We start from the raw sequence: 26,243 nt of genomic DNA, 5'->3' as shown, positions 1-26,243 counted from the left end.
TGATGGGGAGAACGTGCGAGATCTTGGACGTACCCGCCGCCGGATGCGGGCCATGGCAAGGCGGCTGGAGCTTCCGCCGGTGAGCACCGTGGAGGAGTTGTGCGCGGTGGTCGCCGACCGGGCCGGACGTGGCGTCCGGCTGGTTCCGCGGCGGATGCGGGTGGGCGAGCCGTCAGGATTCGTCGAACGCCGCGCGGACGCCGATGTCATCTACTTCGAGCAGGAGACCTCGGGCCTGCACCAGGCCCACATCATCTGCCATGAACTCGCCCACCTCCTGTGCGGGCACCTGGCCGAGCCCCCGGCCGTGGACGAGGGGACGGCACATGTGGAGTTGTCCACCATCGACGCCGACATGATCCGACTGGTCCTCGGCCGCTCCCACTACGACGACGCGGCGGAAGAGGAAGCAGAGATCCTGGGGGCCGAGCTGACGCGCATCCTCATCCTGGCGCCCGGGGCCGGGACCACGTCCCAACTGGCGCCCGCGCTGGAGCACCGCAAAGGCCAGCATGTCTGACATACCTGAGACACCGTTCGACATCATCTACCTCGGCATCGGCACGGTGGCCTGGGCCGTGGCCGGTCTGAAGATCCGGGCGTGGCGCCGGGATCCGTCCCTCGGCCTGCTCGTCGTCGCCCTGACGATCGCGGCACCGGCGACCGCGTTCGTGGTGGCCGCGCCGCTGGTGTACCGGCTGGTCGACCGGATCGCAAACCTCGGCAACCTGGCGACTTTGCTGGTCTACCTGGGCATCACGGCTTTCTCCGCCGCCGTCGTGGTGCTGGCACGGATGTGGACCCCGCCGAGCGAGCGCGCCGACTCGCAGGTGTGGGACGCGGCCGGCGCGGACATCTGGCGCGAGGTGCGGCGGCGCCTCGCGGTGTTCGCCGTCCTGGTCCCGGTGATGATCGTCCTGTTCTTCACGGGGGGAGCCGACGGTCCGGAGACACCCCTCACGTTCGACACCACTTTCGCGACGATTCCGCAGATCGCGATATTCCTGGTCCTCTACCAGGCTCTGTTCGGCTTTGCGCTGATCGACATCAGCAGGGTGTGCCTCGGGCACGCCTCCCGGCTGCCGCCCGGGTGGCTGCGCCGGGGCATCCGACTGATCGCCCTCGGTGGACTCGTCGCCTGCGGCTACGTCGTGTGCAAGCTCATTGCGATCGGTGCGGCCTTCACCGGGGGTGACCCGGGCGAAGCCGGGGGGAGGGCCATCGGGACGGAATGGCTCAGCACTGCCCTCGGCCCTGCGTTCGCCGCGCTCGGAGCCGTGCTCATCACCGCCGGGTTCGCCGGACCCGCCGCCGCGGCATGGACGCGTCGGCGCCGGGACTACCAAGCCCTGCGCCCGCTGTGGGACTTGGTGTACCGGGCGGACGAGCGCCTGGCCCTGGAAGCGCCCCCGTCGGCCTGGACCGAGCGGCTGGCGTTCCGGGACCTGGAGTGGCGCACCGCCCGGCGTGGACTGGAGATCCGGGACGGCCAGCTGACCCTTCGCCCGTGGGTCGATCCCGCGGTTGTCACCGTTGCTGCCCAGGTCGCCGAGCGGGCCGACCTGGGCGCGGAGGATCGGGCGGCGCTGATCGTGGCCGCCGCGCTGCGATGCGCCGTCGAGGCGCTGAACACCGGGATCCCGCCGCGCCCGCGCGAGGACCAGACTCCGCTGCCCGGCCTGGACGCGGAGCCGGCTGAGGAGCGGGCGCACCTGGTGCGGGTCGCCCGCAGCCTGTACGGGCCCCTGACCGGCGAGGCGCTGGCCGTCGCCACCGCGACCGGATGAGCACCGGGACGCCCCAGCCCCCCGGGGGCTGGGAGTTGCCCCCAGGCGCGCACCGCGCCTACGCACGGCTCGTCCTGGAGACGATGCCGGAGGAGTCCCGGGTCGGGCTCACCCTGGGCTTCGTCCGGACCTTCGGCATTCCGGACATCGCCCGAGTGCTGTACGGCACCGGCCGGATGACCACCGAGCCGCGCAGCCGGGCCAAGGCGACCGGGGCGGCCATGTTCTCCCTGATCGGACTGGGGCTGGACAGCGCCGAGGGGCGGAGGATCGTCGACGGGCTGCGCCGGGTCCACGATCGGCCGGACATCACGCCCGAGCTGATGCAGTATGTCCTGGCCTGTTTCACCGTGTGCCCGCTGCGGTTCATCGACGACCACGGATACCGGACGGTCACGGGTGAGGAACGGGACGCGGCGTACACCTTCTGTCTGAGCCTTTCGGATGCCCTCGGTCTGCCCAGTCCCCCGGACGGTCATCTGGCCGGCGTGGAAAGCTGGATGCGAGGCTACGAAAGCCGCTGCTTCGCCCCCAGCGCTCCGGGGCGCGCACTCTGGGAGGCTGCAAGCAGAGGTCTGCTGGCAGCCCGGCTGCCCGCTCCCCTGGCCCCGCTGGCTCCGGCGGTGGCCGCGTCGCTGCTGGACCAGCCGCTGCGCACGGCCCTGGAAGTACGCCGCCCGCCCGCGCCGGTTCGTGCTCTGGTGACTTGCGCGCTGCGGGCTCGGGCACGCTCCCGGCGTCGTGCTGCCTGAGCACAGCCACGCGCTGTCCCGGCCCGCACCGGACGGCCGCACGGAAGACCAGCCGGAGACCGGACGCGGTGCCCTGCACCCTGAGCCGCCCGTCGAATCCGGTCACGAGACGGAAGCCCCAAAGGCAGCGGGGCAGGCGATTTGGCCCGGTGGAGGCCGGTTTCGCCGCCCGGACAAGAGGCACTTACAGCTGGCCGAAAGCTGAGCCATTGCTCCGTCCGAGCCGGGTAGATGTGGGCGTGGCACGGCGCAAGTTTCGTTACTTCTTGTTGAAGTGAGGCGAACGTGATCCGGGTGTTATTGGTGCACGACATATGGCTGATGCGATCGGCCCTTACCGCACTGTTGGAGCCTGCGGAGGGAATCGAGGCGTCAGCCGCTTGTTGGGACAGGGCCGCGGACCAGGCCCACTCGCTGGAGCCCGACCTCTGCGTGGTGGACGCGGACTGTCCGGGGTCATCGCGATTACCGGACCATCCCACCGGGCAGAGATGCGAGCTGATCGTCCTGGCCACCTCGTGCAGGCCCGGTGTTCTGCGGCGTGCCGCCCAGGCCAAGGCTCTGGGTTTCGTGGACAAGGACGCGTCGCCGACCCTCTTGCCGAACGCGATCAGGGCTGTGGCGGCGGGGAAGCGGTACGTCGACGCCTCGCTCGCCCCGGACCTCGTCCAGGCGGCCGACCTGTCACTGACTCCCCGTGAACTGAGCGTGCTGGCGCTTGCTTCGGACGGAGCTTCCGTCCCTGAGACCGCCAGCACTCTGCAGCTGAGCAAGGGGACTGTGCGGAACTACATGTCCGCAATCATCCGCAAGACCAACGCCCGTAACTGGGGTGACGCCGTCCGTATTTCGCACGGGGCGGGCTGGGTGTAGACGGATGCCGTCTCAGATCTTCTCGGCGTGCCAGCGTCCCACCAGGTCACGGTAGAGGGGCGAGTGGTCGAGCAGCTCCTGATGACTCCCGCAGGTGGCGTTGAGGCCGTCGAGCACCAGGATCCGGTCGGCGCGCCGAGCCGAGCTGATCCGGTGGGCAACCACGATCAGCGTCCCGGGCCGCAGGGCGAAGGCCCGTTCGGCCCGGGCCTCTGCCGCCGGATCGAGGTGGCAGGTGGCCTCGTCCAGGATGACGAGCGGCGCGGGGGAGAGATGAGCCCGGCCGAGCGCGATGAGCTGCCTTTCGCCCTGTGACAGGGCCGCGGGATCGACATGGGCGTCGAACCCGCCGAGCCTGCGCACCAGGGGGCCGAGACCGACCGCTTCCGACGAGGCATCCACCGCCGACCGCGAAGCTCCGTCCGGGCACAGGTAGAGCAGGTTCTCGTACAGGCTGCCGGTGAAGACGTAGGCCTGCTGCGGGATGAGCACGCGCAGCCGGGAGGGGTCTGCTCCACGACCGGCTTGCGCATGCGCCGGCCGGTCGTGGAGCCGTACCTCGCCCTTGTCCGGTTCGAGCAGGCCGGCCAGCAGACAGGTCAGCGTGGACTTGCCGATGCCGCTGGGCCCCACCACGGTGAGGTGCTCGCCGGGCTCGATCGTCAGGTTGAGGCCGCGCAGCACGGGTTGCGCCGCCGGCCCGTAGGCGAACGTCACCGCACGCAGTTCGACCCGCGGTGCGTCGGGGCGTCCAGGTGCCTGCGCCGGCCGCTCGGGACCCGCGGGCACCGGGACGGCCGGACGGGGGTCCGGCCCGGGGGACAGCCGGCCGAGGACCACGAGCAGCCTGGTGCCGGCCGCGCCGAGCGCGTTCATCAGGTTGTGCAGAGCGGGCAGCAGGGCCTGGGTCAGATACGTCAGCGCGCCGAGCAGGGCGCCCGCCGTGACGCCCTGACGCAGCAGCCAGGGTGCGGCGACCAGGAGCAGGACCACCGGAAGGTGTCCGGCTATGCCGAGTGCCAGGGCGCGGGCACTCGCCCACCGGGCGAGGGACCGTGCCGACTTGGCCTCCTGCTCGATGAGCGCGTGTGTTTGCGCCGCGACGGGTGCCCCTGCGCCGCAGGCCACCACGTCGCGCAGACCCTGAGCCATCGAGCCGAACTGTGCCGACAGTGCCTCGTCGGCACAGAGGAAGTCGCGCTGCCGGGCGGCCATCGGCGCCAGCGTGGCCAGAAAGAGCAGCAGTCCCGTCAGCAGCGGTGGCGCCACGACGACCAGCAGTGCGGGAGCGAGCGCCGCAAGCCCGAAAAGCGCCCCGACTGACGTGAAGACGAAGGACCGGGCCACGAGCACCAGCCCGGCGAAGCTGTCCCGTGCGATCTCCGTCTGGTTGGTCAGCCGGGAGACCACCGCGCTGTCAGCGGCGTGCGCCGGTTCGGCCAGCGCCTGGTCCAGGGACCGTGTCACCACCCGGCGTACCAGGCCGTCCCGCAGCGGTTCGACGAGGTCGGCGAGCCCTCGGAAGACACCGCCGGTGGCCAGGCCGCCTATGACGACGGCCAGCGCGGCCACCGCCAGCCACGCCAGGCCGGTGCCGGTCCGGGCGGCGAGAAAGCCCCGGTCGAGCGCCATCGCCACGGCGTAACCGCCGAGGAAGGTGTGGGCCGATTCCAGCAGGGACCAGCCACTGAGCTTGAGCAGCACGCGTTTGCGGCGTCCGAGGAAGCGCAAGGCCTGCGGCAGGAGCCGTGAGCCCGTCACCGTCATCAACTCCCGCCTGCTTCCTGACCGTTGTCCGCGAACACGGCCCGGTAGTCGGGCTCTTCCCACAGGCGTTCGTGCGGGCCCACCTTGCGGACGCGGCCGTCCTCGACCCATGCGACCAGGTCGGCACGCGCCGCAGAGGAGACGCGGTGGGCGATCAGCAGCCGGGTACCCGTCCGTACGTCGTGTACGAGTGCCCGGCCGACGTGGAGTTCGGTGACGCTGTCGAGGCTGGAGGTGGCGTCGTCGAGGATCAGCAATCGGCCGGCGTGGGCGAAGGCCCGTGCCAGCCCGAGGCGTTGCAGTTCTCCGCCCGACAGAGGGGCGTCGGCGAGCGGTGCCGAGTACCCGCCGGGCAGGAGCCGGACGAAGGTGTCGGCCCCCGCCGCCCGGGCCGCGGCCCCGATCTCGCGGACGGTGGGCTCGTACAGTCCGAATCCGATGGCCGCGCCGACCGTTTCGCCGAACAGCACCGGCCGTTCGAAGGCGTACCCGACCTCCCGGCGCAGCTCCGACGGATCGGCCTCGGCCAGCGGTACGCCGTCCAGTAGCACCACTCCCGTGTCGGGGTCGGCCAGCCGCCCGGCGACGGCGGCGAGCGTGGACTTGCCCGCGCCGGAGCGCCCGACGACGGCCATCGTCGTGCCCCCCGGCACGACGAGATCGATACCGCGCAGCACGGGATCGCCGCCGCGGCTGACGGTGACCGCCCGCAGTTCGACGCGCCCAGGACCGTCGGCGGGCAGTGGACGCGTCCCGTGGCGTACGGCGGGAAGGGCGAGCAGTCCGGCGATGCGGCGAGCGGCGGCGCGACTGCGCAGGAGGGAGTTGAGCTGTCCGACCACCGCGCCCAGGCCGGCGGCGAGGGCGGCGTAGCGGGCGGCTGCCAGCAGGTCGCCCACGGACAGACTTCCACCGGCCAGTCGCACCCCGCCGACGGCGAGGACGGCCGTGGTCAGCAGGGGCACCAGAATCCCGCTGTCGACCGACGCGCGTCCGTAGACCTGCCACATGCGCCGCCCCTGCGCGCCCAGTTCGGGAAGCGGTGCCAGCACGCGGGCGATTTCGCGCTCGGCGGTCCCCGCGGCTGCGACGGTACGGGCGCCGCCGAGGGCCTCGAGGAGGCGGCCGGCGACGTCCGCCTGCACCCGCTGGTACTGGGAGATGCTGTCGGAGGACCCGCGGGCGAAGGCCCGCAGCAACAGGGCCAGCAGGGGGACCCCCGCGAGGAAGACGACGGCCAGCCAGAGGTCGATGAGCGCCAGAAAGACCAGACCGCCGACCGGGACGAGGAGCGAGGCCAGGCCGATGGCGGCCGTGGTGGGCGCGGTGCCCGCCTCCGCGGCGTTGCCGGTCAGCCGGGTCACCAGATCGCCCGGGGTGAAGCGGTCGGCTGGACGGTGCGGCGCGAGGGAGAGGAGGTGGTCGGCTCCGCAGCGGCGCAGCCAGGCGGTGGTGCGGGCGCTGGTCGCGCCGCCGGCCAGCGCCTCCAAGGCGTCGAAAAGGACCTCGGCGGCGACCAGCACGGCGCACAGCACGACGGCCCGTTGTACCCCCGCGGCTTCATCGAGCAGCAGGTCGAGCGTGTGCCCGAGTGCGGCGGGCAGCGCGACGGCCGCGGCGGCAGATGCCGCGCTGAACAGGAAGATGGCGAATGTGCGGCTCGCACTGTGCCGTACCGCACCGGCCAGGATGCCTGAAGCACCGGCGGGGGGTACGGATTCCGTGGCGTTCCATGGTGTTCCAGAGGGGGGCGTCGGGGCCATGGGGGGTGCAGTCCTCGCCTCCGTCGGAGAGATGCGGGAGCCGGTCACGCCGCGGTCCCGGGCGAAGTTGCTCGCCCGGGACCGCTGCGCCGGTGTCACCACAGAGCCGGAGTCCCGTGGTGACGACGCGTCAGTTACAGGTGACCACGCTCAGGCTGCTGTTACCGCAGAGCAGCAGGCTCGCGCGGCTGCCGCCGGTCGCAAGCTCGCCGGTGTCCTCTGACTCGGGGATTTCCATCGTCTGCAGGTCGAGAAGTGCCATGGTGGTGTTCCTCTCTTATGGGGACGGATTTTGCTCAGGTCCCCCCGTGCAGGGGGACCGGCTTCAGGGCCGCCGTGGCGGCGGGAGGAAGGGCAGGTGCACGGGCTGGTCGTGCAGTGCGCTGCCCAGCGCGAGCAGGCAGCCGGCTGTGCCGGTGCCGAGGTCCATCGACAGGCGCATCATCTGCTCGCCGGCGAAGGCGAGATGCCCCTGGTAGGGGATCGCGCCCCAGGAGAGTGAGTCGATCTGACGGCGCAGATCGGCGGCGTGGGTGCCCGGGCCTCCGGTCGTGGTGCGGCTCAAGTGCAGCACCATGCCCGCGGCACCGCGGAAGAGGCCGGGCTGGGCATAGAACTTGGCCTGCGCCGCCTGCACGATTTCGCCCCTGGCCTTCTCGAACTCTTCGTCGGCGCGGTGGACGAGGTAGTCGTCGAGCACCATGCCGATGCCGACGCTGCCGGCACCCAGGTAGGGCATGGTCCGCCGGCCCTCGTCGACCTGGAGGGCTCCGCCCACGCCTCGTACACAACGGGCCAGGTCGCGCCGGAGCGCGTCGGCGGCCAGGTCCAGCAAGGCGTGGTCGCCGGTCGCCTCGTACAGGCGCAGGTGGAGCAGCGCCGTTCCGGTGGCTCCGTGGAGGAGTCCGGCCCGTGGGGACCCGGCGCCGGCCGGCCCGGATGAGGGAGCGGCGGCCTTGTCGGCTGCGAGCCGGGCGCACTGGAGCGCCTTTTCGCGCAGGGCGCTCTCGCCCGTGGAAGTGGCCAGGGAATCGAGGGCCAGGCCGAGTCCGGCCAGTCCGCTGTGCAGGTCGGGGGCTATGTCCTGCCAGTTCTGGGAGGTGATCGTGTCCACGAGGTCCAGGGCGCGTTCGCGGTGCCCGAGCCGGTCCAGGACCCAGGCGATGCCGGACAGGCCGTCGTAGAAACCGAGCGGGCTGCCGGAAGCGGGGGACTTCGCGGCCCTCAGCAGCCATTCTTCCGCTTCCGGAGCCGGTTCGGCCCCGGTCTCTGCCAGGGCGTAGAGGACGCCGGCCGCTCCGTAGGCGAAGCATGCGCCGCCGACCGGCCCGAACTGGGCTATGTCTCCGGGGAAGAGACGATCCTCCCGTTCCGGAGAGGCGGAAGTCAGGATCGCGCGGACCATGGAGTCGCGGCTGCGTGGCCAGTCGGCGAGCTCCACGGGTAAGTAGCGGTCCGCCGAGCCGCGGGGCGGACCTTCCGGTATCTCCGAGCCACGATGGCCGCGCAGGATCTCGTCGACCGCTTCCTGGAGGAAGTCGCGGGGCACCGGAAACTGCTCTGCGGCGATCTCCGCCAGGTGCGCGGCTTTCGCCCGGTCGACGGCGAACAGACTGGTGAGGGGCAGGAACAAGGCCAGGCGCAGGCACGCCAGGGCGTACTGGTCGACGTCGAAGCCCCTGCGGTCGGCCGGTGCGACGAACCCCGGATTTGCGACCACCTGACGCCGGTTCACGTCGTCGACCGCGGCCGCCTCGAAGTCCAGCAGAACCACCGAGCGTTCGTCCTCGGACAGCATGATGTTGAAAAGGTGCAGATCGTTGAAGGCCACGCCCCGCGCGTGGATCGCCGATACGGCGTCCTCCACCAGGCGGTGCACCCGCATGGCCCACTGGGTGTACTCGGCGAGCCGCTCCGGGCTGGGGTCCGCTTCGATCAGCGGGTGCCGGTGGGCGAAGAAGCTGTTGAGCGGGCGACCCTCGATGAACTCCATGACGAGGAAGGAATGGTCGCCCAGGGTGAACCAGTCGCGCACTTCGGGGGTGCAGCCGAGCCCGGAAAGCCGCCGCAGCGCATCCCTCTCGCGCTCCAGCCGGGTCACGGCGTCGGCCTCGTCCGCGGCCAGGCCGGCGTGTGGCCGGGCCTCCTTCAAGACCACTTGCTCATCGGTACGCAGGTCCCGGCCGACGAACACGCCACCGCCGTTGGAGAAGTGCAGCGCGCGCTCGAACCGGTACGGGATGCCGGTGAGCGTGGTGGCGGAGCGGGCGGCCAGATGCGGTTCCAGAAACGCCGGGAGAGTGACCCATTCCGGGACGTGGAACGTCGGGTCCCTCCGGTCGGGAACAAGTCGTCCATGGTCGTCTTCGACTGCGGGGCACAGCTCACCCCGGTCGTCGTAACAGTGCCGCTCCGTGAAGCTGCCGTAGCGCACATGCACCGGCCCCGCGCCCCAGCGCAAGTCGCTGAGTATGTACGGACCGGGCTCGCCTGCGAGCAGACGGTCCAGGTCTTCCGCAATGGTGCGGCACTGGTCGTCGTCGGCGGGGTAGACGGTGAGGAACTTCCCACTGGCGGCGCGGTCGGCGTATTTGGCGTTGCGAGTGTGCAGCAGGTAGCGGCTCGGCATGCACTTGAAGGCGACGGATCGAGGGACGCAGTAGTCCCAGACCTGGGCGAGCACCTTCTCCGCGTTGTCCAGGCAGGCGGAAACGTGGATCTTCCACCCCTGGTTGGGCAGTGCGCTGTCGAGCGGTCGGAACGCCAGCCAGTCGCCCGACCGGTGGCGCTGCCAGCCGTCCGGAAGCTCGCGTCGCACGGCCTCGTAGAGAGCGGAGGAACCGCTGCTTTCCTCGTGCGACCGGTGCGGAGCGTCGTAGAACTGCCGGTTCGCGTCGCAGAAGACGGCGTACCCCTTGTTCATCGCACTCCTTCGGCCGGTGGGGTTGAGACGTTTTCACGCCTCCGGTGCCTGCAACAGTCGGGATTGTCATGAACCACCCATGAAAAAATGCACGGACGACAGACAGACAGACAGACGCGGCGCAGCCGGAGCCCAGCCCGGCAAGGACGCGTTTCCTTGGGTCCGCTCCGTGGGCGGAGCCGTCAGGGGCGGCGGGGGTGCGGCGGTCCACCCCGCACCGGGCTGTTGGTTACCGGCTGGGATACTCCCACTGTGGACACCACACCCGAGCAGATGAGCTCCCGGACAGCGGCCGGATGGACCGTCGCGCTCGCGGTCCTCGGAGCATTCGCCGGCTTCGCCTGGGACGGGCCGTTCCTCGCCGTCGCCTGCGCCCTTTCCCTGGGAGGCGGCGCGGCCCTGGGCACGGTCCTGTCCCGCCGTCGAATGATCGCAACCATTCGGGAAGGCCGGGGGGAGGCCGCCGCGCTCGGGTACGCCGACGGAATAGGGGACATGGTGGTGCTGGGGATATCCGCGTACAGAGCCTCCGTCTTTCCGCTGTCCGGCCCCGACGCGGTAGACCCCGCCGAGCGCAGGGCGCGCCGTAAGGCCGCCTACCACCTCACGGCTGCCGACGGGCTTCCCCACCACATTCGTGAGGCCGCGGCCGCCGCTCTCGAAGCGATCGACGACGCGCGTGACCGCGAAACCCAGTCCGCCGTCGAGGACCTCATGAAGGCCGTCCAGGAGCAGCGCCGCCGCACGTGACCGCAGCAGTCCGGCCTCAGACACCCTCACGGGCCTGGGCGTTGGACCCGCCGTCCGTGTTCCCCTGGACCAGTCTGTAACGCATGGCCCGGAAGGGGGCCCGCTTGCGCTCCCGGCGACGTGCACGGGCCTGCAGTCCCGATTTCTGCGCGTCTTTCATCAGCTCGGCGAATGCCTGATCCCGTCGCCTGCGCCGGTACGCGGCACCGGTGAAGTGGGCTCCCCAGGAGGCGGCCGGGGCGTTTACCACTTGTCGAGCCCTCAATCAAATCGCTCGCAGTCCGTTACGCGGTGGTTGCCGTCACCCCTACACTTAGGCTCGCCTAAGTTCGTGATCACCGAGAATCCGTCACGTCGGAATGGATGCGATGTCAGCCGCCACCATCAGCAGCCCGAGAGCCGCTCTTGTCGGCCGCCGAATAGGCTGGACGGCAGCGGCCGTTGTCGCGCTGCTGCTTGCGGTGCTGCTCAGCCTTGCCGTCGGAGCCCGCCACATCGCCCCGGGTGAGGTCTTCGACGCCTTGCTGTACGGCGGTACGAGCGAGGGCGCCGAGATCGTACGGTCGCTGCGGGTGCCCCGCACGGTCGTCGGGGTGATGGTCGGCGTGGGACTGGCCCTCGCGGGCACGGTGATTCAGGGCATCACGCGCAACCCCATCGGCGACCCGGGTGTGCTGGGCATCAGCCAGGGTGCCGCGGTAGGTGTGGTGCTGGCGATTGCGTTCGCGGGGGTGCACACGCTCTCCGGCTATGTGTGGTTCGCGTTCGTCGGTGCCGGAGTCGCGTCGGTGGCCGTCTACGCCGTCGCCTCCAGCGGGCGGGGCGGTGCGTCGCCTCTGAAGCTGGCGCTGGCCGGCGCCGCCATCAACGCGCTTCTCATTTCCGTCATCCAGGGCATGTTGACGACGGACGCCGCCACCCTGGACGAGTTCCGCTTCTGGCAGGTCGGCTCGATCGCCGGACGCAGTGCGGAAGTGGCCGGTCAGATCTGGCCGTTCCTCGCGGTGGGCGCGGTGCTGGTGCTGTCGGTGGCGCGAGGGCTCGACGCCCTGGCACTCGGCGACGACGTGGCCAAGGGGCTCGGACAGAACGTGGCGACCGTACGGATCGTGGGCGGCATCGGCGCGACCGTGCTCACCGGCGTCGGGGTCTCGGCGGCCGGACCGATCGCCTTCATCGGCCTGGCAGTTCCGCACATCGCCCGCGCCATCGTCGGCACCGACCACCGATGGGTGCTGCCGATGGCGGCCCTGCTCGGCCCGGTCATGCTGCTCGTGTCGGACGTCATCGGCCGGGTCGTCTTCCCGCCGGGCGAGGTGCCGGCGGGTGTGATGACCGCCCTGATCGGTGTGCCGTTCCTGATTGCCATGGTCCGGCGCAAGGCGGTGGGCGCATGACGACCTCGCTCATCGAGAGCCGGGCGGCGGCCGTACGCCCCGGCGGGTACTCGCTCGCGAGACGCGGCCGCGCGTCCTTCCTCGTCCACAGGCGTGCCGCCGTCGTCGCCTGCGTGCTCGCCGTGCTGACGGCGGCTGTCTGCCTTGCGTACCTCTGTCTCGGTGAGAAATCCGTCGCGCCGGGCGAGGTACTGAACGTGCTGTCCGGGCGGTCTTCGAGGGCCGAGTTCGTGGTGGGCGAGCTGCGGTTGCCGCGGTTGGTCCTGGGGCTGATGGCCGGCGCCGCTTTCGGGGTCGGGGGCGCCCTCATCCAGACCGTTGCCCGCAACCCTCTGGCCAGCCCCGACATCATCGGTGTCTCCCAAGGGGCCAGCGCCTTGACCATCGGCGCTCTGACCTTCGGTGTCGGCTCGTTCAGTGTGCTGCCGTACTTCTCGGTCGCGGGCGGAATGATCGCCGCCGTGCTCGTCTACTTCTTCGCCTGGCGCGGTGGACTGCACGCGGCGCGGTTCGTCCTCATCGGCATCGGCGTCGCCATCGCGCTGCGGTCCGTCGTCCATCTCTTCATCACCAAGGGCGACTATCTGGTGGCCCATCAGGCGCAGGTGTGGATCACCGGTTCACTCAACGGGCGTGGCTGGGACGAGGCCGCACCGCTCGGCTGGACGCTGCTCGCCCTGGCGCCGTGTGTGGTCTGGGCGGCACGGGCACAGCGCAACGCCGCCTTCGACGACGACACGGCGACGGCGCTCGGCGTGCCGCTCCAGCGGACCCGGTTCGGGCTGGCGCTGCTGGGCGTCTTTCTCGCGTCGGTGGCGACGGGTGCGGCGGGCCCGGTGGACTTCGTGGCGCTGCTCGCCCCACAGATCGCCCGCCGGCTGACCCGCACGGCGCAGATCCCGCTGCTGTGCTCGGCGCTGCTCGGTGCGTTGATCGTGGTGGCCGCCGACCTGCCTGCGCGCCTGCTGTTCGCGCCGGTCGAGCTGCCCGTGGGTGTGCTGACCGCGGCTGTCGGCGCGCCGTATCTGATCTGGCTGATCGTGAAAGACCGCAGCGTCCGCGGCCGTACTGGAGGAGAAGCGTGACCGAGAGCAGGCTGACAGCCCGTGACCTGACCCTGGCTTACGAGGAACGCACGGTCGTGGAGGGCCTCGACCTGGACGTTCCGCACGGCCTCGTCACCGTCATCGTCGGTCCGAACGCCTGCGGCAAGTCCACGCTGCTGCGCGCCCTCGGACGGCTGCTCAAGCCGCGGCGGGGCTCTGTGCTGCTGGACGGCGCCGAACTGGGCCGCATAGCCACCCGTACGATCGCGCAGTCCATCGGGCTGCTTCCGCAGACCCCGGTCGCGCCGGAGGCGATCACGGTGGCCGATCTCGTCGCGCGCGGTCGCCAGCCGCACCAGCGCTGGTGGCAGCAGTGGTCGCAGGAGGACGAGCGGGCGGTCACCGACGCCATGGACCGCACCGATGTGACCGCCCTCGCCGCGAGGCCCGTTGATGAACTGTCGGGAGGTCAGCGGCAGCGCGTGTGGATCGCCATGGCGCTCGCGCAGGACACCGATCTGCTGCTCCTCGACGAGCCCACCACCTACCTGGACATCTCGCACCAGGTGGAGGTGCTCGACCTGGTCCGGCAGCTCAATCGGGAACGCGGACGGACGGTTGTCGCGGTGCTCCACGACCTCAACCAGGCCGCGCGGTACGGCGATCACCTGGTGGCGATGAAGGAGGGACGGATCGTCGCCCAGGGACACCCCTCGGAAATCGTCACGGCGGACCTCGTACGTGATGTCTTCGGCCTCGAATCGGTTGTGGTGCCGGATCCTGTGACCGGCGGCCCGCTGGTCGTCCCCGGCAGCCCCTGGCATCAAGACGCGTCCACCACGGCAGCGGTCTCGGCAGAGGTCGGCTGAACTCGTCGACGGCGCACTCGTGTTCGTGTGGGCGGACGCCTGTTCGACGTCAGGTAAGGCGAGGTCGGCCGTATTGCCGCGTAGTCCGAGTTGTGATGTCGGCGCGCTTGCCCCCATCTTTACGTAAGGTTAGCTTTACCTAAGTTCACCCCCCGCGCTGATTGTGTACCTGTGACGAAAGGCTTTCCTCTCATGGCCCCCTCCTTCAACCGTCGCGCCGCAGTTGTCGCTGTCGTTGCCGCGCTCGCCGTCAGCGCCACCGCATGCGGGTCCGATTCCGAAAAGGATGACGCCAAGTCGGCGGCTGAGGGCGGAAAGCACACCGTGACGACCGCCATGGGCAAGGTGGAGGTCTTCGACAGCCCCAAGCGCGTGGTCGTTCTGGCCACCGACGCCCTGGACTCGGCCCTCACCCTCGGTGTCACGCCGGTCGGCGCCGTCACCGCCGAAGCGGGTGCGCCGATGTCCACCTACCTCCCTGAGGACAAGCTCAAGGGCATCAAGCCGGTCGGGCTCATCATGGAGCCCAACCTCGAGGCGATCGACGGGCTGAACCCGGATCTGATCATCAGCAGCAAGGCGCGCGACGAGAAGAGCTACAAGGAGCTCTCCAAGATCGCGCCGACCGTCTTCACCGAGACGACCGGCCCTGACTGGCGGAAGAACTTCGAGCTGCACGCTGACGTGCTGGGCAAGAAGGAAGAGGCGAAGAAGGTCGCCGCCGACTATGACAAGCACGTCACCGAGGTGACCGAGGCACTTGGCGGAGTGGACAAGGCCGCCAAGACGAAGGTCGGGTTCGTGCGCTTCGTCGAAGGCGCGGACACCCGCCTGTACATGAACGACACGTTCGTCGGCAGCATCCTCAAGGATCTCAAGGCCGGCCGCCCCGCCAACGTGGACAAGACCGGCTTCTCCCTCGACATCAGCCCCGAGCGGATCAGCGAGGGCAACTCCGACGTCATCTTCTACTCCACCTACGGTGACCCGGCGAAGGCCAAGGAGACCAGCGTCACCGGCGGCAAGCTGTGGAAGAACCTGGACGCCGTGAAGAACAAGAAGGCGTTCAAGGTCGACGACAGCCTGTGGATGCTCGGCATCGGTTACACCGGAGCCGGCCAGATCCTCGACGAGATGAAGAAGGACCTCTCGTAACGGCGCTACGGGACACTACGACTGCGGCCCTGGCCACGGAATATCCGTGGCCAGGGCCGCAGTCGTAGCAAAGGCTCATGACGTCACAGGCGTTCGAAGCCCCGGACCCGCTCCCAGTCCGTGACCGCGGTCTCGAAGGCTGCCAGCTCTGTGCGGGCGGCCTGCGCGTAGTGGCCGACGACCGCTTCGCCGAAGACCTTGGCGGCGATCTCGCTGTTCTCCCACCGGTGCAGGGCCTCGGTGAGCGTGCTGGGCAGCCGCTCCACCGACGGATCGGCCAGGGCGTTGGCGGTGTGCGGCGCCGGGAGGTCGAGGCGGTTCTCGATGCCGTACAGGCCGGCGGCCACCGCGGCGGCGACGGCGAGATAGGGGTTGGCGTCCCCGCCGGGCACCCGGTGCTCGATCCGCAGCGAGTGGCCGGAGCCGACGACGCGGATCGGGCAGGTGCGGTTGTCCTGGCCCCAGGTGATGCCGGTGGGGGCGAAAGCACCTGGCTGGAGCCGCTTGTACGAGTTGATGTTCGGCGCCATCAGCAGCGCGAAGTCGGCGAGGCAGGCGAGCTGACCTGCGACGAAGTGGCGCATCAGGTCGGACATGCCGTCCTCGGCCGCGGGGTCCGCGAGGACGGCGGAGCCGTCGGTGCCGCGCAGCGACAGGTGAATGTGGCAGGAGTTGCCCTCGCCCTCGTCGTACTTGGGCATGAAGGTGAGCGCGACGCCCTCCTGCGCGGCGATCTGCTTGGCGCCGTTCTTGAAGACGACGTGGTTGTCGCAGGTGGTCATCGCCTCGTCGTAGCGGAAGACGATCTCGTACTGGCCGGCGTGGCACTCTCCCCGGGCCGTCTCCATGGTGAGCCCGGCGCGCACCATCTCCCGACGGATGCGGCGGACCACCGGCTCGATGTCGGCCAGGCCCTGGAGGGAGTAGTCGACGTTGTAGGCGGTGCCCGTTTCCAGGCCGTGGTAACGGCGGTCCCACGCCTGGCGGTACGACCCGCGGAAGATCAGGAACTCCAGCTCGGTGCCCGCGAAGGCGGTCAGTCCGCGCTCGGCGAGCCGGTCGAGCTGGGTGCGCAGTATCTGGCGCGGGGCCACCGCGACCGGGTCGCCGCTCGGCCAGACGGCGTCGGCGAGCACGAGAGCGGTGCCCGGGTCCCAGGGAAGGGTACGCAGCGTGGCCGGGTCGGGGCGGAGAACGAAGTCACCGAAGCCGCTCTGCCAGGCGTCGATGGCGTATCCGGATCCGGTGCCCATCTCGACATCGGAGGCAAGGAGATAGACGCAGGCGCCGAAGCCTTGCTCGGCCACCTCGTCCAGGAAGTACGGCACGGACAGGCGGCTGCCCTGGAGCCTGCCTTGGAGGTCCGGGACGCCGACGATGACTTCCTCGACGCTTCCCTCCTCGGCCTCGGCGCGCAGCCGCTCGTACGGCGAGTCGGTCATATCTGCTCCTGAATTTCCTGACGGACGGCGGGCAGGGTGGCGAGGGGGTTGGGGAGGCTGCCGTGGACGACGTCGAAGCCCTCGTCCTTCTCGGCGCGGTCGTGGAAGCCGCCGCCGAGCAGCTGTTCACGGTTGAGTGCCACCCGGTCGAACTCCGGGGAGAGCAGCCCGAACTCCTCGAATCGGTCGGCCAGGTCGGGGAAGCGGGCGTGGTAACGCTCGATCTCGGCGCGGACCATGGCCCAGAATTCCTCTTCCGGTACTCCGAGGTGCGCGGCGGCCAGCGGGGCGAAGAACCGGAAGTGACCGGCGAAGACAGCGCTGAGCAGAGAGTGGGCCAGCTCTCCGGCGGGCCAGCGCAGCAGCAACGAGTCGGCGCGATCGGAGAGGCCGGCGTACTCCGGGTGACTGCCGGGCAGCAGGTTGACGTCCTCTGCGAAGTCCTTGACCGCAATGCCGACGGGGGTGTCGGCGGCGTCGTAGAGGACGACCGTGTTCTCGCCGTGCGGGCAGTACGCCACGCCGTACCGGTAGAGGTAGTGCAGCAGGCCGGGCAGCAGGGCGCGGAAGAAGCGGTCCAGCCAAGCGCGGGGTTCGAGCCCCGACCGGTCGACCAGCTCACTGATCAGTGCACGCCCGTCGGAACCGACCTTGAGCAGCGCAGCCATGGTGCGGGCCTGCTCGCCGTCGCGCAGCAGCGCCGCGACCGGCTCACGCCACACCGCGCCGAGCAGCTCGTGGTAGCGGTACGGGGCGTCCTTCACCGACTCGTACAGCGGGTGGTGCACGGCCACGCCCGCCACCTCGCCGAGCGGGTGGAAACGCAACTCGTCGTGGAGATACGGGTCGGCGTCGCGGACGGCGTGCAGCCAGGCGCTCACATCGGGTGCGCCCTCGGTGGGCTTCGTGGAAAGGCCGCGCCAGACGAGGGTGTTGCGGATGAACAGCGGCACCTTCACGTTGCGGCGGTGCGGGTGGTCCAGATTCGCCAGGGTGCGGATGGACTGAAGCGGCCGGTAGCGGTCCGGGCCCTCACCGAGCAGCACGATGCGGCCGTCGGCGAGATACGGGGCGAAGAGGGTCGCGACGGCCTCGTCCCAGTGGAAGGGGTGCACCGGCAGCCAGCGGAAGTCGGCGGGGTCGTAACCGGTTTCTGCGCATGTCTCCCGGAGCGTCGACCCGAACTGCTTACGTGTGTCCTCGGCAAGCTCTTCCGCCAGCAGGGTGTCGGCGTCCAGACCGGGCACGCCGGAGTAGGAGGCGAGGTTGCTGTGGACACCAGCCCAGAGCAGGTGTACCGAGCCGGCGGCTTCTGGGGCGTAGGCGGCGGCGTCCGAGGCGGAGAAGCCCAGCCGGCCCTTGTTGAGCAGCATGCACGGGTGGCCGTCCTGATGTGCCTCCAGGTCGAGGTGGTCGAGGTCGGCGAGTTCGGCTGCAGGCAGGGCGCGGGAGATGACCTCGGCCTCCGCCCGCCGGGTGGCGGTGAGTTCGCGCAGCACCTCGGCGGTGGTGGGCCCGTCCCAGCCGAGGACCGGGCGGGCGTCGAGCAGCAGCTGTTCAGGGCCGGCCACGCTGCCGTCGGCGGGCTCGGGATGCCGCCGCAGGGTGCCCGGTGTGAGCCGCCAGGTGCCGAAGGTGCCGCGTGTCGCGCGGAAGGTCCAATGGACTCCGTCGGCGAGGTCCAGTCGGTACGCGTCCGGGGCGCCGGCCGACGGGTCCGGTCCGGGAACGAACAGCTCCTCGTAGGCGAACTCCTCCACTGCCTTGACGAGCAGTCGTCGGCCGGCCTGCGCCCAGGCGTCACGGGTGGTGCGGTTCATCGGTGGTTCTCCTCGGAGTACGCGGGTGAGGCGGTGGCCATCAGGGAAGGCGCGGAATCACCGGCGCCGGACGCCACAGAGGCCGGCACGCTGGTCGTCGTCACGCCGGCCTGCGGCTTCGGCACATGGTCACGGTCGGCTGCCGACGCGTCCGGGCCGGGCGAACCCCGCCGCGCGCCGACTTGTGGGCCGGTGCCGCGGAAGCGCCGCACGGACAGGGCGACGGCGCATACCTGCACGGCCGCGGCGACAGCGAGGGGCAGCGCCAGGTCGTGGGAGACCGCGGCCGTGGCGGCCAGCGGCGCAGCGAGCAGACCTGCGGACCGGACCGTCTCCACCGCGGTGAACGCCGGGCCCTTCGTGCCGGTCGCGCGGAACATCCGCAGCTCGACGGCGACCTGGCCGAGGCCGAGCCCCACGCCGTACAGCAGCCGGCCGCCGACCAGGCCGGGCAGCGAGTCGGCCAGCCACGACCAGGCCATCCCGGCCGCGCCCACTGCCAGAGCAAGCGGCAGGAGCCGGTCACCGAACCGGTCGTGGCAGCGGCGCACCAGGGGCAGCACAGCCAGAGCGGAGACGCTCGGCAGGAAGAACAGCACGGCTGACCCGACCGAACCGCTGCCGAGGCTGTCGGCGAACTCGGTGAAGAAGGGCCGCGCGACATTGGCCGAGAAGTCGAAGGCGACCCCGATCAGCGCGGCATAGGCGAGCATCGTGAACCAGGTGCGGCGGCTCGACGGCCCGCGCACGGCCGGGCCGGGCGAGCCCGGCGCCGGGTCCGACGCGCCGTCGGTGTCCTGGTCGTCGCCGGCCGTGGAGCCGTCCGCGGCGGACTCGGCGGTCTTCACGTCCCGGCGCCTGCCCAGGATGCGGTACGTCAGCACCGCCAGAAGCGTGTCCAGGACCGCGAACGCCGAGATCCCGATCCGCGGTTCCGGAAGCGCGAGGACCCCGGCGCCCACCATCGTGGAGACCACGACGGACAGATGGAAGACGACCACCAGCGTGCACACCCCGGCCAGCCGTTTCCGCTCGCCGCCCTCCGATTCGTCGCCGTGCTCGGCGATGAAAGCCGGATAAGCCAGCAGCAGGGCGCTGTTGGTCACCACGATGAGCGTCGACAGCACCGTGTACGCGGCATAGCTCGGTGCCAGACCGAGCAGCAGGTCCAGAACGGCGGACCCGCACAGTCCGGCCAGCACCAGCTTGTGCAGCGGCCAGCGCCGGGCCGCCAGCCCCCACAGAGGGAGGGCGGCGAGCCCGACGATGCGGCAGATCCAGATGTACAGCCCGGTCGCTCCCGGGTCCTCGATGCCGTACAGCCGCTCGAACAGCTGAGGGAGGAACGGCGTCAGCGCGGTCTCGGCGACCAGGTGGAGCCCTATGACGGATATGAGCACCGTCCTGGCGTGGCGTGCCGCTCCACCCGGGGCCGCTGTCCCGGCCTGTTCCACAACCGTCATCGCGGCGTACCGGAGGGTGTGGCGGCAGCCCCTTCCGGGACGGCCGCCGAGAGCGTGGCGGACGTCGGCGACTGAGGCGCGCCGAAGGTCGTGAACGCCTGCCGCGAGGCAACGGGCAGTACGTCGCGTCCGGCGGTGGCATTGAGGATGGTCGCGGCGCGCCAGGCACCGAGGGTGAGGTCGGGAGCGCCCACGCCGTGCGTGTGCATCTCGGCGTTCTGGACGTAGAGCGTGCCGGAGACCCGCGGGTCGAGCGCGACCCTGTACTCCCCGTCGATCTGGTAGCGGCCCCGGTCGTCCCAGTCGACCAAGTCGCCCATCGACTCCAGGAACGCCGGACGGGAGGCGGTATAGCCGGTGGCGGAGACCACGGCGGAGGTCCGGACCTCGAAGAGCGAATCCTGCTGCTGAGTCCGGCAGGTGAGCAGGTACCCCTCACCGTCGGCCTCGGCCGCGACGATCTCCACGCCCGGCTGCAGGGCGGCGCGCGGCTCGCCACCCCCGATGGTGCGCTCGTACAGCTCGTCGTAGATCTCCCCCAGCGTCTCCTCGCTCACGCCCTTGTAGAGCTGCCACTGCTCCCGCACCAGCCGTTCGCGCGTGACCTCGGGGAGCTCGCGGAAGTAGCGGATGTAGTCCGGGGTGAAGTGCTCCAGGCCGATCTTCGAGTACTCCATCGGCGCGAAGGCCGTGGTGCGGGCCAGCCAGCGGACGTACGGGCCGCCCTGGCCGTCGCCGTCCTGGTGGCGGAGCAGGTCGAGCGCGACCTCGGCGCCGGACTGCCCCGCGCCGATGACCGTGACGTCGTCGGCGGCGGCCAGCCGGGCACGGTACGTGCGGTAGTCCGCGCTGTGCAGCACACGGCCGGCGTGGGCGTCGGTCAGCAGCGGCCGCAGTGGCTCGGGAACGACAGGGTCGGTGCCCACACCCAGCACGACCTGGCGGGCCAGGACGCGGGTCTCGGTGCCGGAGGCGGAGCGGTGGACGACAGCGAACGCGTCCGCCTTCTCGTCCCACTCCAGCGCGGTGACTTCGGCGTCGAAGCGGCATGAGGGCAGCCGCTCGGCGACCCAGCGGCAGTAGTGGTCGTACTCACGGCGCGGAATGTGGAAGCGCTCGGAGAAGAAGAACTTGAACATCCGGTCGTGGCAGCGGAGGTAGTTCAGATACGACCACGGGCTGGTCGGGTCGGCCATGGTGACCAGATCGGCGAGGAACGGCACCTGAAGTGTCGTTCCCTCCATCAGCAGGCCCGGATGCCAGGAGAACGCCGGCTTCGCGTCCAGGAAGAGGGACCGGAAGCCCGGTACACCGTCCGCCAGCGCGGCCAGAGACAGGTTGAACGGGCCGATTCCGACGCCGACCAGATCATAGGGGAGATTCCGGTCGTCAGAAGTCGAGAGGGCGGTCACCGCTGGGCCTCCGTGAGGGGGTTGGGGAGATCGATGTAGACGGACTGGGTGTGGACGTCGCCGACGAGTTCGTCGAGCCCGTCCACGCAGGTCAGGTAGTTGCCCTTGCAGCGCAGTACGGGTGCGTCGAGCAGCAGGTCCAGCAGGCCCTTGGCGGCGGGCTCCGCTGTGCGCAGCCGTTCCAGGGCGGTGCGCAGCACGCGCAGCAGGTGGCCCTCGTCGGCCAGTCCGAGCGCGCCGAACGCTCCGACGAGACCGAGCAGGTTGTTGATGCCGAGGTAGTAGGCCACCCGCTCGTCCACGAAGGCGTCATCGAATACCAGCTCGACGCCATCCGTGGCGCCCGGCAGGAGCCGCTCGATGTCGTCGGCGCGGGAAGCGGCCAGGTAGTACCCCTGGCTGTCCCGGTACCAGCCCGCGCGGGGCAGTCCATGAGTGTCGAGGGCCACCAGGGTGTTCTGGTGGTGCGGCTCCAGGGCGATGCCGTACCGCGCCTGAAGACGGATCAGGGGAACGACCAGTACATCCAGGTAGCGGGCCAGCCAACGCTCCGACGCCTCGGACACCGGGACGCCGAGAGCGCGAGCGGCGCGCTCGATCGCCTCGCACAGCAAGGCGCGTTGCTGCGGCGGGGTACCGTCGCCGGGACCGGTCCGCTCGGCCAGCAGGCCCGCCACGCACAGCCCTTCGGGCGCGCCGTCGCCGCCGCCCCCGAAGGGGTTGTCACGGATCGCCGTCTCCAGACCCGTTTCCGGGCCTTCAACACCGACAGAAACCCAGGCGAACTCGCGCAGGATGCCGAACTCCGGATGCTCGGCACGGAGCCAGTCCCCGGGGCCCGCGGCCAGCAACTGCGCGGCCCTTACGCCGAGACGCATCTCGCTGCGCAGGTTGTTCCGCCGGGAGTTGGTGATCCGCATGCCGAGGGACAGCTTCAGCATCACCTCGGCGTCCGGCCGCTGCACGGTACGCACGGAGGACGTGGGGTACCAGGCGGGTCCGGCGGCACCGAGCGGACGGAGCAGTCCGGCGTCGACGAGCGCGGCGACCTCCGGACGGGACAGCACCTCCCGGGCCTGCCAGGGATGCGCGGGCACCGCGACCATGCCTTCGGGCACCTTCAGCCCGGCGGCGAGCGGACGCAGCAGCTCCGCGGGCGAACGGCTGTCCGCGCTACCGCCGACCACGACATCCGGGTGGGCGGCGAACCAGTGCAGCGGGAACGAGCCGCGCAGCTCGGGCGAGTACGCCTCCAGCTCGGCCTCCGACGCCTCCTCGCGGCTCTTGGGCGCGGGATGGAACGGATGGCCCAGCAACAGCGCCTGCTCGCTGTCGAGGAACGGCGTCGGCCCCTGGCCGTGCTCGCCCTCGGCGCGCCGGTGGGCGATGTGCGTGGCGGTGCGCCGAGCGGAGTTCAGCACCCGGGCGGCGGCGTCGCCCCCGTGGTGCGGGAGCACACCGCGGCCCAGCGTGGTCTGCCGGATCAGCGCCGCCGCCACCAACGCTGCGTCGGCCGGGAGGCCGTCGCCGTCGTCGCCATCGGTTGTGACCAGGCTGGGCGCACCGAAGCGATGCCAGCCGGTGGCCGACCGGTACCGCACAGGCGCCCGCAGGGTGAGCCGGCTGGCAGGCAGGTCGATCAGCAGTGCCTGCCCGGTCTCCGGCACGTCGGTCCCGGTCTCGCGTACGTAGGCGCGCAGCAATGTCTCCATCGCCGCGGCATCTCCCGCGCGCAGCGGGTCGGCGTCGTCGAGCGGGTCCGGGCCGATCCCGGGAGCTCCGTATGACGGGGCGCCGGCAGCACTTGACGGCGCACCTGCCGTGGGCGGTGCCGGCCGCGCCGTACGGGCGTCGTCGGGCCGGTTCACTGGCTCTCCTCCTCGGCCTGGCCCGCCGCGGCGACCGCGTGCAGCAGTCGCTCGACCTCGGCCGGGGTGGTGTGCGGGTTGAGCAGCGTGAGCTTCAAGCGGACCCGGCCCGGCCCCTCGCCCGGCAGCTCGGTGCGGCCGACGACCGCCCGGCCCTCACGCAGCAGCCTGCGCCGCAGCGCCGCGTTCACCCGGTCGGTGTGCCCGGGGTCAGCGCCCTCGGGCAGGTAGCGGAAGAGGAAGGCCGTCAGGATGGGATCGGCGTGCAACTCCAGCCGGGGATGCGCCCGTACGGCCTCCGCACCGCCGCGCGCCAGCTCATGGCAGGCGTCCACGAGCCGGCCCAGGCCCTCGCGGCCCAGTGTGCGCAGCGTGACGGCGATCTTGAAGGCGTCGGCGCGGCGGGTGGTGCGCAGCGAGAGACCGAGGAGGCTGGGGTAGCCGGCCTCCTCGTCGTCCTGCGGGTTGAGGTACACCGCCCGTCGTGCGAGTGAGGCGTAGGTTTCCGCCCGCCGGACCAGGAAGATGCCCGCGGCGACCGGCTGCCAGCCCAGCTTGTGCCAGTCCAGGGATACGGAGTCGGCCAGCGCGATACCGCCGAGCAGCGGGGCGAGCTCGTCGGACAGCAGTGCGCCGCCGCCGTAGGCGGCGTCCACGTGCAGCCAGGCGCCGTACTCGGCGGCCAGGCCCGCGCAGGTGCGCAGCGGGTCGACCGCACCGGTGTCGGTGGTGCCGGCGGTGGCCACGACCGCCACCGGCACCTCACCCCGCGCGACGCAGTCGCGCAGAGCGGACGCCAGCGCGTCCGGCTTCATCCGCAGCTCGCGGTCGACCGGCACGGGGACGACCGCGTTCTCCCCGAGACCCAGCAGCGCGGCCGAGCGCTGAACCGAGAAGTGGGCGGCGGCGGAGGCGAAGATCCGCGGACGCGGGCCGGTGCCCGGTACTCCACTCAGCTCGATCTGACGCTCGGCCGCCCGTCCCAGCACGCGGTCACGGGCGAGCATCAGGCCCATGAGGTTGGACTCGGTGCCGCCAGAGGTGAGCACTCCGGCGGCCTGGGCCGGGTCGTACCCGACGAGCTGCGCCAACTCCCCGAGCAGCAGGGTCTCCACAGCGGTGGCGGCGGGCGCCTGGTCCCAGGAGTCCTGGGAGGGGTTGAGCGCGGCGACGGCGAGATCGGCGGCGACGGCCACGGCCAGCGGCGGGCAATGGAGATGCGCGGCGCAGGACGGGTCGGCGGGGTCGGCGCTGCCGTACGCCAGGAGTTCGGTCAGCTGGTGCAGGGCGTCGTCGCCGTCCGCCTCGGCGAACACCCGCGCGACCTCCGCGACCAGTTCCTCGGGCGTCCCGGTGGGAACGGGTCCGCCGCGCCGCACGGCGCCTTTGGCGAGAGCCTCCAACACGGCCTGCACCAGCGGCTCCAGTGCGACGGGACCCCCCGTGCCTCCGGACAGTGCCGTGTTCCGGACCTGGTTGCCCGACGGTGCGGCACCGCGGAGCAGCCCGGCCACGGCCTCGCCCAGAGCGCCGGCCCCCGCAGAGGCGGGTTCAGGGACGAGGCTCAATCCGCCGCGCGTATGGATTCCGCCGGTCTGACCGGGCGCGGTCTCCGCGTCGTACGCTTTCAGGGCTGCGTCGAAGCCACCGGTGGCCGGCCCCAGGCCGGGTATCTCGCCCGTCATGCCCGCACGCCCCGAACGTGCGGCGTCGTCACCGTGGCGATGGCGTCGGTGAGCCGGTCCAGCACCGCTTCGGCCTGCTCGTCGGTGATGATCAGCGGCGGCAGCAGCCTCACGGTCGAGTCGTAGCGACCTCCCAACTCCACGATCAGGCCGCGCTCAAGGCATGCGGCCCGTACCTGCGCGGCCACCTGCGGGGCGACCGGCCGGGCGCCGCAGGAGTCGGGTTCGGCCTCGGGGTCGACCAGCTCGACACCGATCATCAGGCCCCGGCCACGAACGTCACCGATCGCGGGGAGTTCGCTCCGCAGGCCTTCCAGCCGGTCCGTCATCCGGGCGCCGACGGTGGCCGCCCGCCCGGCCAGGCCCTCCTTGGCGACGTACCGCAGGGTGGCCGTGCCGGTCGCCATGGCGAGGGTGTTGCCGCGGAAGGTGCCGGTGTGGGCGCCGGGCAGCCAGCCGTCGTAGTCCTCGTGGTAGACGAGCACCGCGAGCGGCAGGCTGCCGCCGATCGCCTTGGACATCACCATCGCGTCGGGCACGATCCCGCTGTGCTCCACGGCCCAGAAGGCGCCCGTGCGTCCGACGCCGGTCTGCACCTCGTCGACGATCAGCGGGATGTCCCGCTCCCTGGTGATACGACGCATCTCGCGCAGCCAGGCATCCGGGGCCGGTACGGCGCCGCCCTCGCCCTGCACCGCTTCCAGGATCATCGCGGCGGGCGGGACGACTCCGCCGTTCGGGTCGTCCAGCAGGCGCTCGGTGTATGCAGTGGACAGCTGCGCGCCGCGCTCCCCGCCGACGCCGAACGGGCAGCGGTAGGGGTACGGGTAGGGCAGCCGGGTGACGTCGGCGGCGATCCCCGGTACCGGCTGCTTGGCGGTGACACCGCCGGAAGCGGCCAGGGCTGCCGCCGTCATCCCGTGGTACGCGCCGGTGAAGGCGAGCAGCCCGTGTCGCCCAGTCGCGGTCTGCATCAGCTTGAACGCGGCCTCGACGGCGTCGGTCCCGGCGGGCCCGCAGAAGTGGATGCGGGCCTTGTCCGCGAAGCCGCTGGGCAGGGTGGCGAACAGCGCGTCGGTGAATTCGTCCTTCTCCGGGGTCGCCAGGTCCAGGACGTGCAGCGGCGCCCCACTGCTGATGGTCCGCTGAATGGCCTCCACTACGACCGGGTGGTTGTGGCCGAGGGCCAGAGTGCCGGCTCCGGAGAGGCAGTCGAGGTAGCGGCGGCCGTCTGTGCCCACGAGGTCCATGCCCTCTGCGCGGGCCGGAACGATCGGGAACGACCGGGCATACGTGCGGGCCGAGGACTCCCGGGTGCGCTGGCGCTGCAGGATGGCGTCGGCTTGTCCCGTAGTGCGTTCGGCGTCGGTTCGTTCGGCGGGGTGCACGGTCATGATGTACGGCTCCAGGATGGGGAGGGTGAGGAAGCGAGTGAGTGGCGACGAGGGCCCCGAGGGCCTGGTAAGGCCCG

General features: G+C 71.1%; 20 protein-coding genes. 9 read left to right on the top strand and 11 right to left on the bottom strand.

Annotated features, from left to right (window positions below):
* Window positions 1-13: 13 nt before the first annotated feature.
* The 4 genes from ACFYWY_RS19800 to ACFYWY_RS19785 all read left to right on the top strand — a co-directional run bounded on the left by ACFYWY_RS19800 (window position 14) and on the right by ACFYWY_RS19785 (window position 3,412).
* On the top strand, window positions 14-520 hold the full coding sequence (locus tag ACFYWY_RS19800) for a hypothetical protein (RefSeq protein WP_389187964.1): 507 nt from the start codon (window positions 14-16) through the stop codon (window positions 518-520).
* A complete protein-coding gene (locus ACFYWY_RS19795) occupies window positions 513-1,787 on the top strand; it encodes an MAB_1171c family putative transporter (protein ID WP_389187961.1) in 1,275 nt (424 codons plus the stop codon). The genes ACFYWY_RS19800 and ACFYWY_RS19795 overlap by 8 nt, the downstream gene beginning before the upstream one ends.
* A complete protein-coding gene (locus tag ACFYWY_RS19790; protein ID WP_389187958.1) occupies window positions 1,784-2,539 on the top strand; it encodes an oxygenase MpaB family protein in 756 nt (251 codons plus the stop codon). Before ACFYWY_RS19795 ends, ACFYWY_RS19790 begins: the two co-directional genes overlap by 4 nt.
* Before the next feature lie 321 nt (window positions 2,540-2,860).
* Window positions 2,861-3,412 carry a LuxR C-terminal-related transcriptional regulator gene (locus ACFYWY_RS19785; RefSeq protein WP_389187955.1) on the top strand — a complete coding sequence of 184 codons (552 nt, stop codon included), beginning with the start codon at window positions 2,861-2,863 and terminating at the stop codon, window positions 3,410-3,412.
* Between the two features lie 12 nt (window positions 3,413-3,424).
* Here the strand turns inward: ACFYWY_RS19785 and ACFYWY_RS19780 are convergent, their stop codons facing one another.
* The 4 genes from ACFYWY_RS19780 to lanKC form a co-directional block, all read right to left on the bottom strand.
* Window positions 3,425-5,179, bottom strand: a complete 1,755-nt coding sequence (locus ACFYWY_RS19780; protein ID WP_389187952.1) for an ATP-binding cassette domain-containing protein — start codon at window positions 5,177-5,179, stop codon at window positions 3,425-3,427.
* On the bottom strand, window positions 5,179-6,942 hold the full coding sequence (locus ACFYWY_RS19775) for an ABC transporter ATP-binding protein (RefSeq protein ID WP_389187949.1): 1,764 nt from the start codon (window positions 6,940-6,942) through the stop codon (window positions 5,179-5,181). Before ACFYWY_RS19775 ends, ACFYWY_RS19780 begins: the two co-directional genes overlap by 1 nt.
* A 130-nt stretch (window positions 6,943-7,072) precedes the next feature.
* Entirely contained in the window at window positions 7,073-7,204 is a 132-nt protein-coding gene (locus ACFYWY_RS19770; RefSeq protein ID WP_389187946.1) for a SapB/AmfS family lanthipeptide, read from the bottom strand.
* A gap of 63 nt (window positions 7,205-7,267) precedes the next feature.
* Complete coding sequence (lanKC, locus tag ACFYWY_RS19765) at window positions 7,268-9,865, bottom strand: class III lanthionine synthetase LanKC (RefSeq protein ID WP_389187943.1); 2,598 nt, start codon at window positions 9,863-9,865, stop codon at window positions 7,268-7,270.
* 252 nt (window positions 9,866-10,117) lie between these two features.
* On the opposite strand from lanKC, the gene ACFYWY_RS19760 reads away from it, so the two are divergent.
* The 5 genes from ACFYWY_RS19760 to ACFYWY_RS19740 all read left to right on the top strand — a co-directional run bounded on the left by ACFYWY_RS19760 (window position 10,118) and on the right by ACFYWY_RS19740 (window position 15,082).
* On the top strand, window positions 10,118-10,615 hold the full coding sequence (locus ACFYWY_RS19760; RefSeq protein WP_389187940.1) for a hypothetical protein: 498 nt from the start codon (window positions 10,118-10,120) through the stop codon (window positions 10,613-10,615).
* A 368-nt stretch (window positions 10,616-10,983) separates the two neighbouring features.
* Complete coding sequence (locus tag ACFYWY_RS19755; RefSeq protein ID WP_389187937.1) at window positions 10,984-12,012, top strand: FecCD family ABC transporter permease; 1,029 nt, start codon at window positions 10,984-10,986, stop codon at window positions 12,010-12,012.
* Window positions 12,009-13,097 (top strand): FecCD family ABC transporter permease, encoded by a 1,089-nt coding sequence (locus ACFYWY_RS19750; protein WP_389187934.1) that lies wholly within the window; start codon window positions 12,009-12,011, stop codon window positions 13,095-13,097. Before ACFYWY_RS19755 ends, ACFYWY_RS19750 begins: the two co-directional genes overlap by 4 nt.
* Complete coding sequence (locus ACFYWY_RS19745; protein ID WP_389187931.1) at window positions 13,094-13,927, top strand: ABC transporter ATP-binding protein; 834 nt, start codon at window positions 13,094-13,096, stop codon at window positions 13,925-13,927. The genes ACFYWY_RS19750 and ACFYWY_RS19745 overlap by 4 nt, the downstream gene beginning before the upstream one ends.
* A gap of 192 nt (window positions 13,928-14,119) precedes the next feature.
* Window positions 14,120-15,082 (top strand): ABC transporter substrate-binding protein, encoded by a 963-nt coding sequence (locus ACFYWY_RS19740; RefSeq protein ID WP_389187928.1) that lies wholly within the window; start codon window positions 14,120-14,122, stop codon window positions 15,080-15,082.
* 83 nt (window positions 15,083-15,165) lie between these two features.
* Here ACFYWY_RS19740 and ACFYWY_RS19735 read toward each other — a convergent pair whose 3' ends face one another.
* From ACFYWY_RS19735 to ACFYWY_RS19705, 7 genes are read right to left on the bottom strand one after another with little or no spacing between them, the layout of a single operon-like run.
* Window positions 15,166-16,524 carry a glutamine synthetase family protein gene (locus ACFYWY_RS19735; RefSeq protein ID WP_389187925.1) on the bottom strand — a complete coding sequence of 453 codons (1,359 nt, stop codon included), beginning with the start codon at window positions 16,522-16,524 and terminating at the stop codon, window positions 15,166-15,168.
* Window positions 16,521-18,344, bottom strand: coding sequence for an IucA/IucC family protein (locus ACFYWY_RS19730; protein ID WP_389187922.1), 1,824 nt, complete (start codon window positions 18,342-18,344; stop codon window positions 16,521-16,523). The genes ACFYWY_RS19735 and ACFYWY_RS19730 overlap by 4 nt, the downstream gene beginning before the upstream one ends.
* Entirely contained in the window at window positions 18,341-19,807 is a 1,467-nt protein-coding gene (locus ACFYWY_RS19725; protein ID WP_389187919.1) for an MFS transporter, read from the bottom strand. The genes ACFYWY_RS19730 and ACFYWY_RS19725 overlap by 4 nt, the downstream gene beginning before the upstream one ends.
* Entirely contained in the window at window positions 19,804-21,219 is a 1,416-nt protein-coding gene (locus ACFYWY_RS19720; protein ID WP_389187916.1) for a lysine N(6)-hydroxylase/L-ornithine N(5)-oxygenase family protein, read from the bottom strand. Before ACFYWY_RS19720 ends, ACFYWY_RS19725 begins: the two co-directional genes overlap by 4 nt.
* Window positions 21,216-23,087 carry an IucA/IucC family protein gene (locus ACFYWY_RS19715; protein ID WP_389187913.1) on the bottom strand — a complete coding sequence of 624 codons (1,872 nt, stop codon included), beginning with the start codon at window positions 23,085-23,087 and terminating at the stop codon, window positions 21,216-21,218. Before ACFYWY_RS19715 ends, ACFYWY_RS19720 begins: the two co-directional genes overlap by 4 nt.
* The gene (locus ACFYWY_RS19710) at window positions 23,084-24,772 is read right to left on the bottom strand and encodes a pyridoxal phosphate-dependent decarboxylase family protein (protein WP_389187910.1); all 1,689 of its coding nucleotides are present in this window, start codon (window positions 24,770-24,772) and stop codon (window positions 23,084-23,086) included. The genes ACFYWY_RS19715 and ACFYWY_RS19710 overlap by 4 nt, the downstream gene beginning before the upstream one ends.
* On the bottom strand, window positions 24,769-26,166 hold the full coding sequence (locus ACFYWY_RS19705) for a diaminobutyrate--2-oxoglutarate transaminase (RefSeq protein ID WP_389187907.1): 1,398 nt from the start codon (window positions 26,164-26,166) through the stop codon (window positions 24,769-24,771). Before ACFYWY_RS19705 ends, ACFYWY_RS19710 begins: the two co-directional genes overlap by 4 nt.
* Window positions 26,167-26,243: the final 77 nt, after the last annotated feature.

This window comes from Streptomyces sp. NPDC002870 (assembly GCF_042888505.1).
Taxonomy (GTDB): Bacteria; Actinomycetota; Actinomycetes; order Streptomycetales; family Streptomycetaceae; genus Streptomyces.
Note: the sequence above shows the minus strand (reverse complement) of the source record. Positions and strands in the feature narration are given on the sequence as shown.

Bases quoted from the DNA above. Each gene is read 5' to 3' on its own strand.
- ACFYWY_RS19710 (WP_389187910.1), bottom strand. From the start codon at position 24,772: ATGACGGGCGAGATACCCGGCCTGGGGCCGGCCACCGGTGGCTTCGAC.
- ACFYWY_RS19730 (WP_389187922.1), bottom strand. From the start codon at position 18,344: ATGAACCGCACCACCCGTGACGCCTGGGCGCAGGCCGGCCGACGACTG.
- ACFYWY_RS19755 (WP_389187937.1), top strand. From the start codon at position 10,984: ATGTCAGCCGCCACCATCAGCAGCCCGAGAGCCGCTCTTGTCGGCCGC.
- ACFYWY_RS19775 (WP_389187949.1), bottom strand. From the start codon at position 6,942: ATGGCCCCGACGCCCCCCTCTGGAACACCATGGAACGCCACGGAATCC.
- ACFYWY_RS19725 (WP_389187919.1), bottom strand. From the start codon at position 19,807: ATGACGGTTGTGGAACAGGCCGGGACAGCGGCCCCGGGTGGAGCGGCA.
- ACFYWY_RS19785 (WP_389187955.1), top strand. From the start codon at position 2,861: ATGCGATCGGCCCTTACCGCACTGTTGGAGCCTGCGGAGGGAATCGAG.
- ACFYWY_RS19750 (WP_389187934.1), top strand. From the start codon at position 12,009: ATGACGACCTCGCTCATCGAGAGCCGGGCGGCGGCCGTACGCCCCGGC.
- ACFYWY_RS19780 (WP_389187952.1), bottom strand. From the start codon at position 5,179: ATGACGGTGACGGGCTCACGGCTCCTGCCGCAGGCCTTGCGCTTCCTC.
- ACFYWY_RS19795 (WP_389187961.1), top strand. From the start codon at position 513: ATGTCTGACATACCTGAGACACCGTTCGACATCATCTACCTCGGCATC.
- ACFYWY_RS19790 (WP_389187958.1), top strand. From the start codon at position 1,784: ATGAGCACCGGGACGCCCCAGCCCCCCGGGGGCTGGGAGTTGCCCCCA.
- lanKC (WP_389187943.1), bottom strand. From the start codon at position 9,865: ATGAACAAGGGGTACGCCGTCTTCTGCGACGCGAACCGGCAGTTCTAC.
- ACFYWY_RS19735 (WP_389187925.1), bottom strand. From the start codon at position 16,524: ATGACCGACTCGCCGTACGAGCGGCTGCGCGCCGAGGCCGAGGAGGGA.
- ACFYWY_RS19705 (WP_389187907.1), bottom strand. From the start codon at position 26,166: ATGACCGTGCACCCCGCCGAACGAACCGACGCCGAACGCACTACGGGA.
- ACFYWY_RS19770 (WP_389187946.1), bottom strand. From the start codon at position 7,204: ATGGCACTTCTCGACCTGCAGACGATGGAAATCCCCGAGTCAGAGGAC.
- ACFYWY_RS19740 (WP_389187928.1), top strand. From the start codon at position 14,120: ATGGCCCCCTCCTTCAACCGTCGCGCCGCAGTTGTCGCTGTCGTTGCC.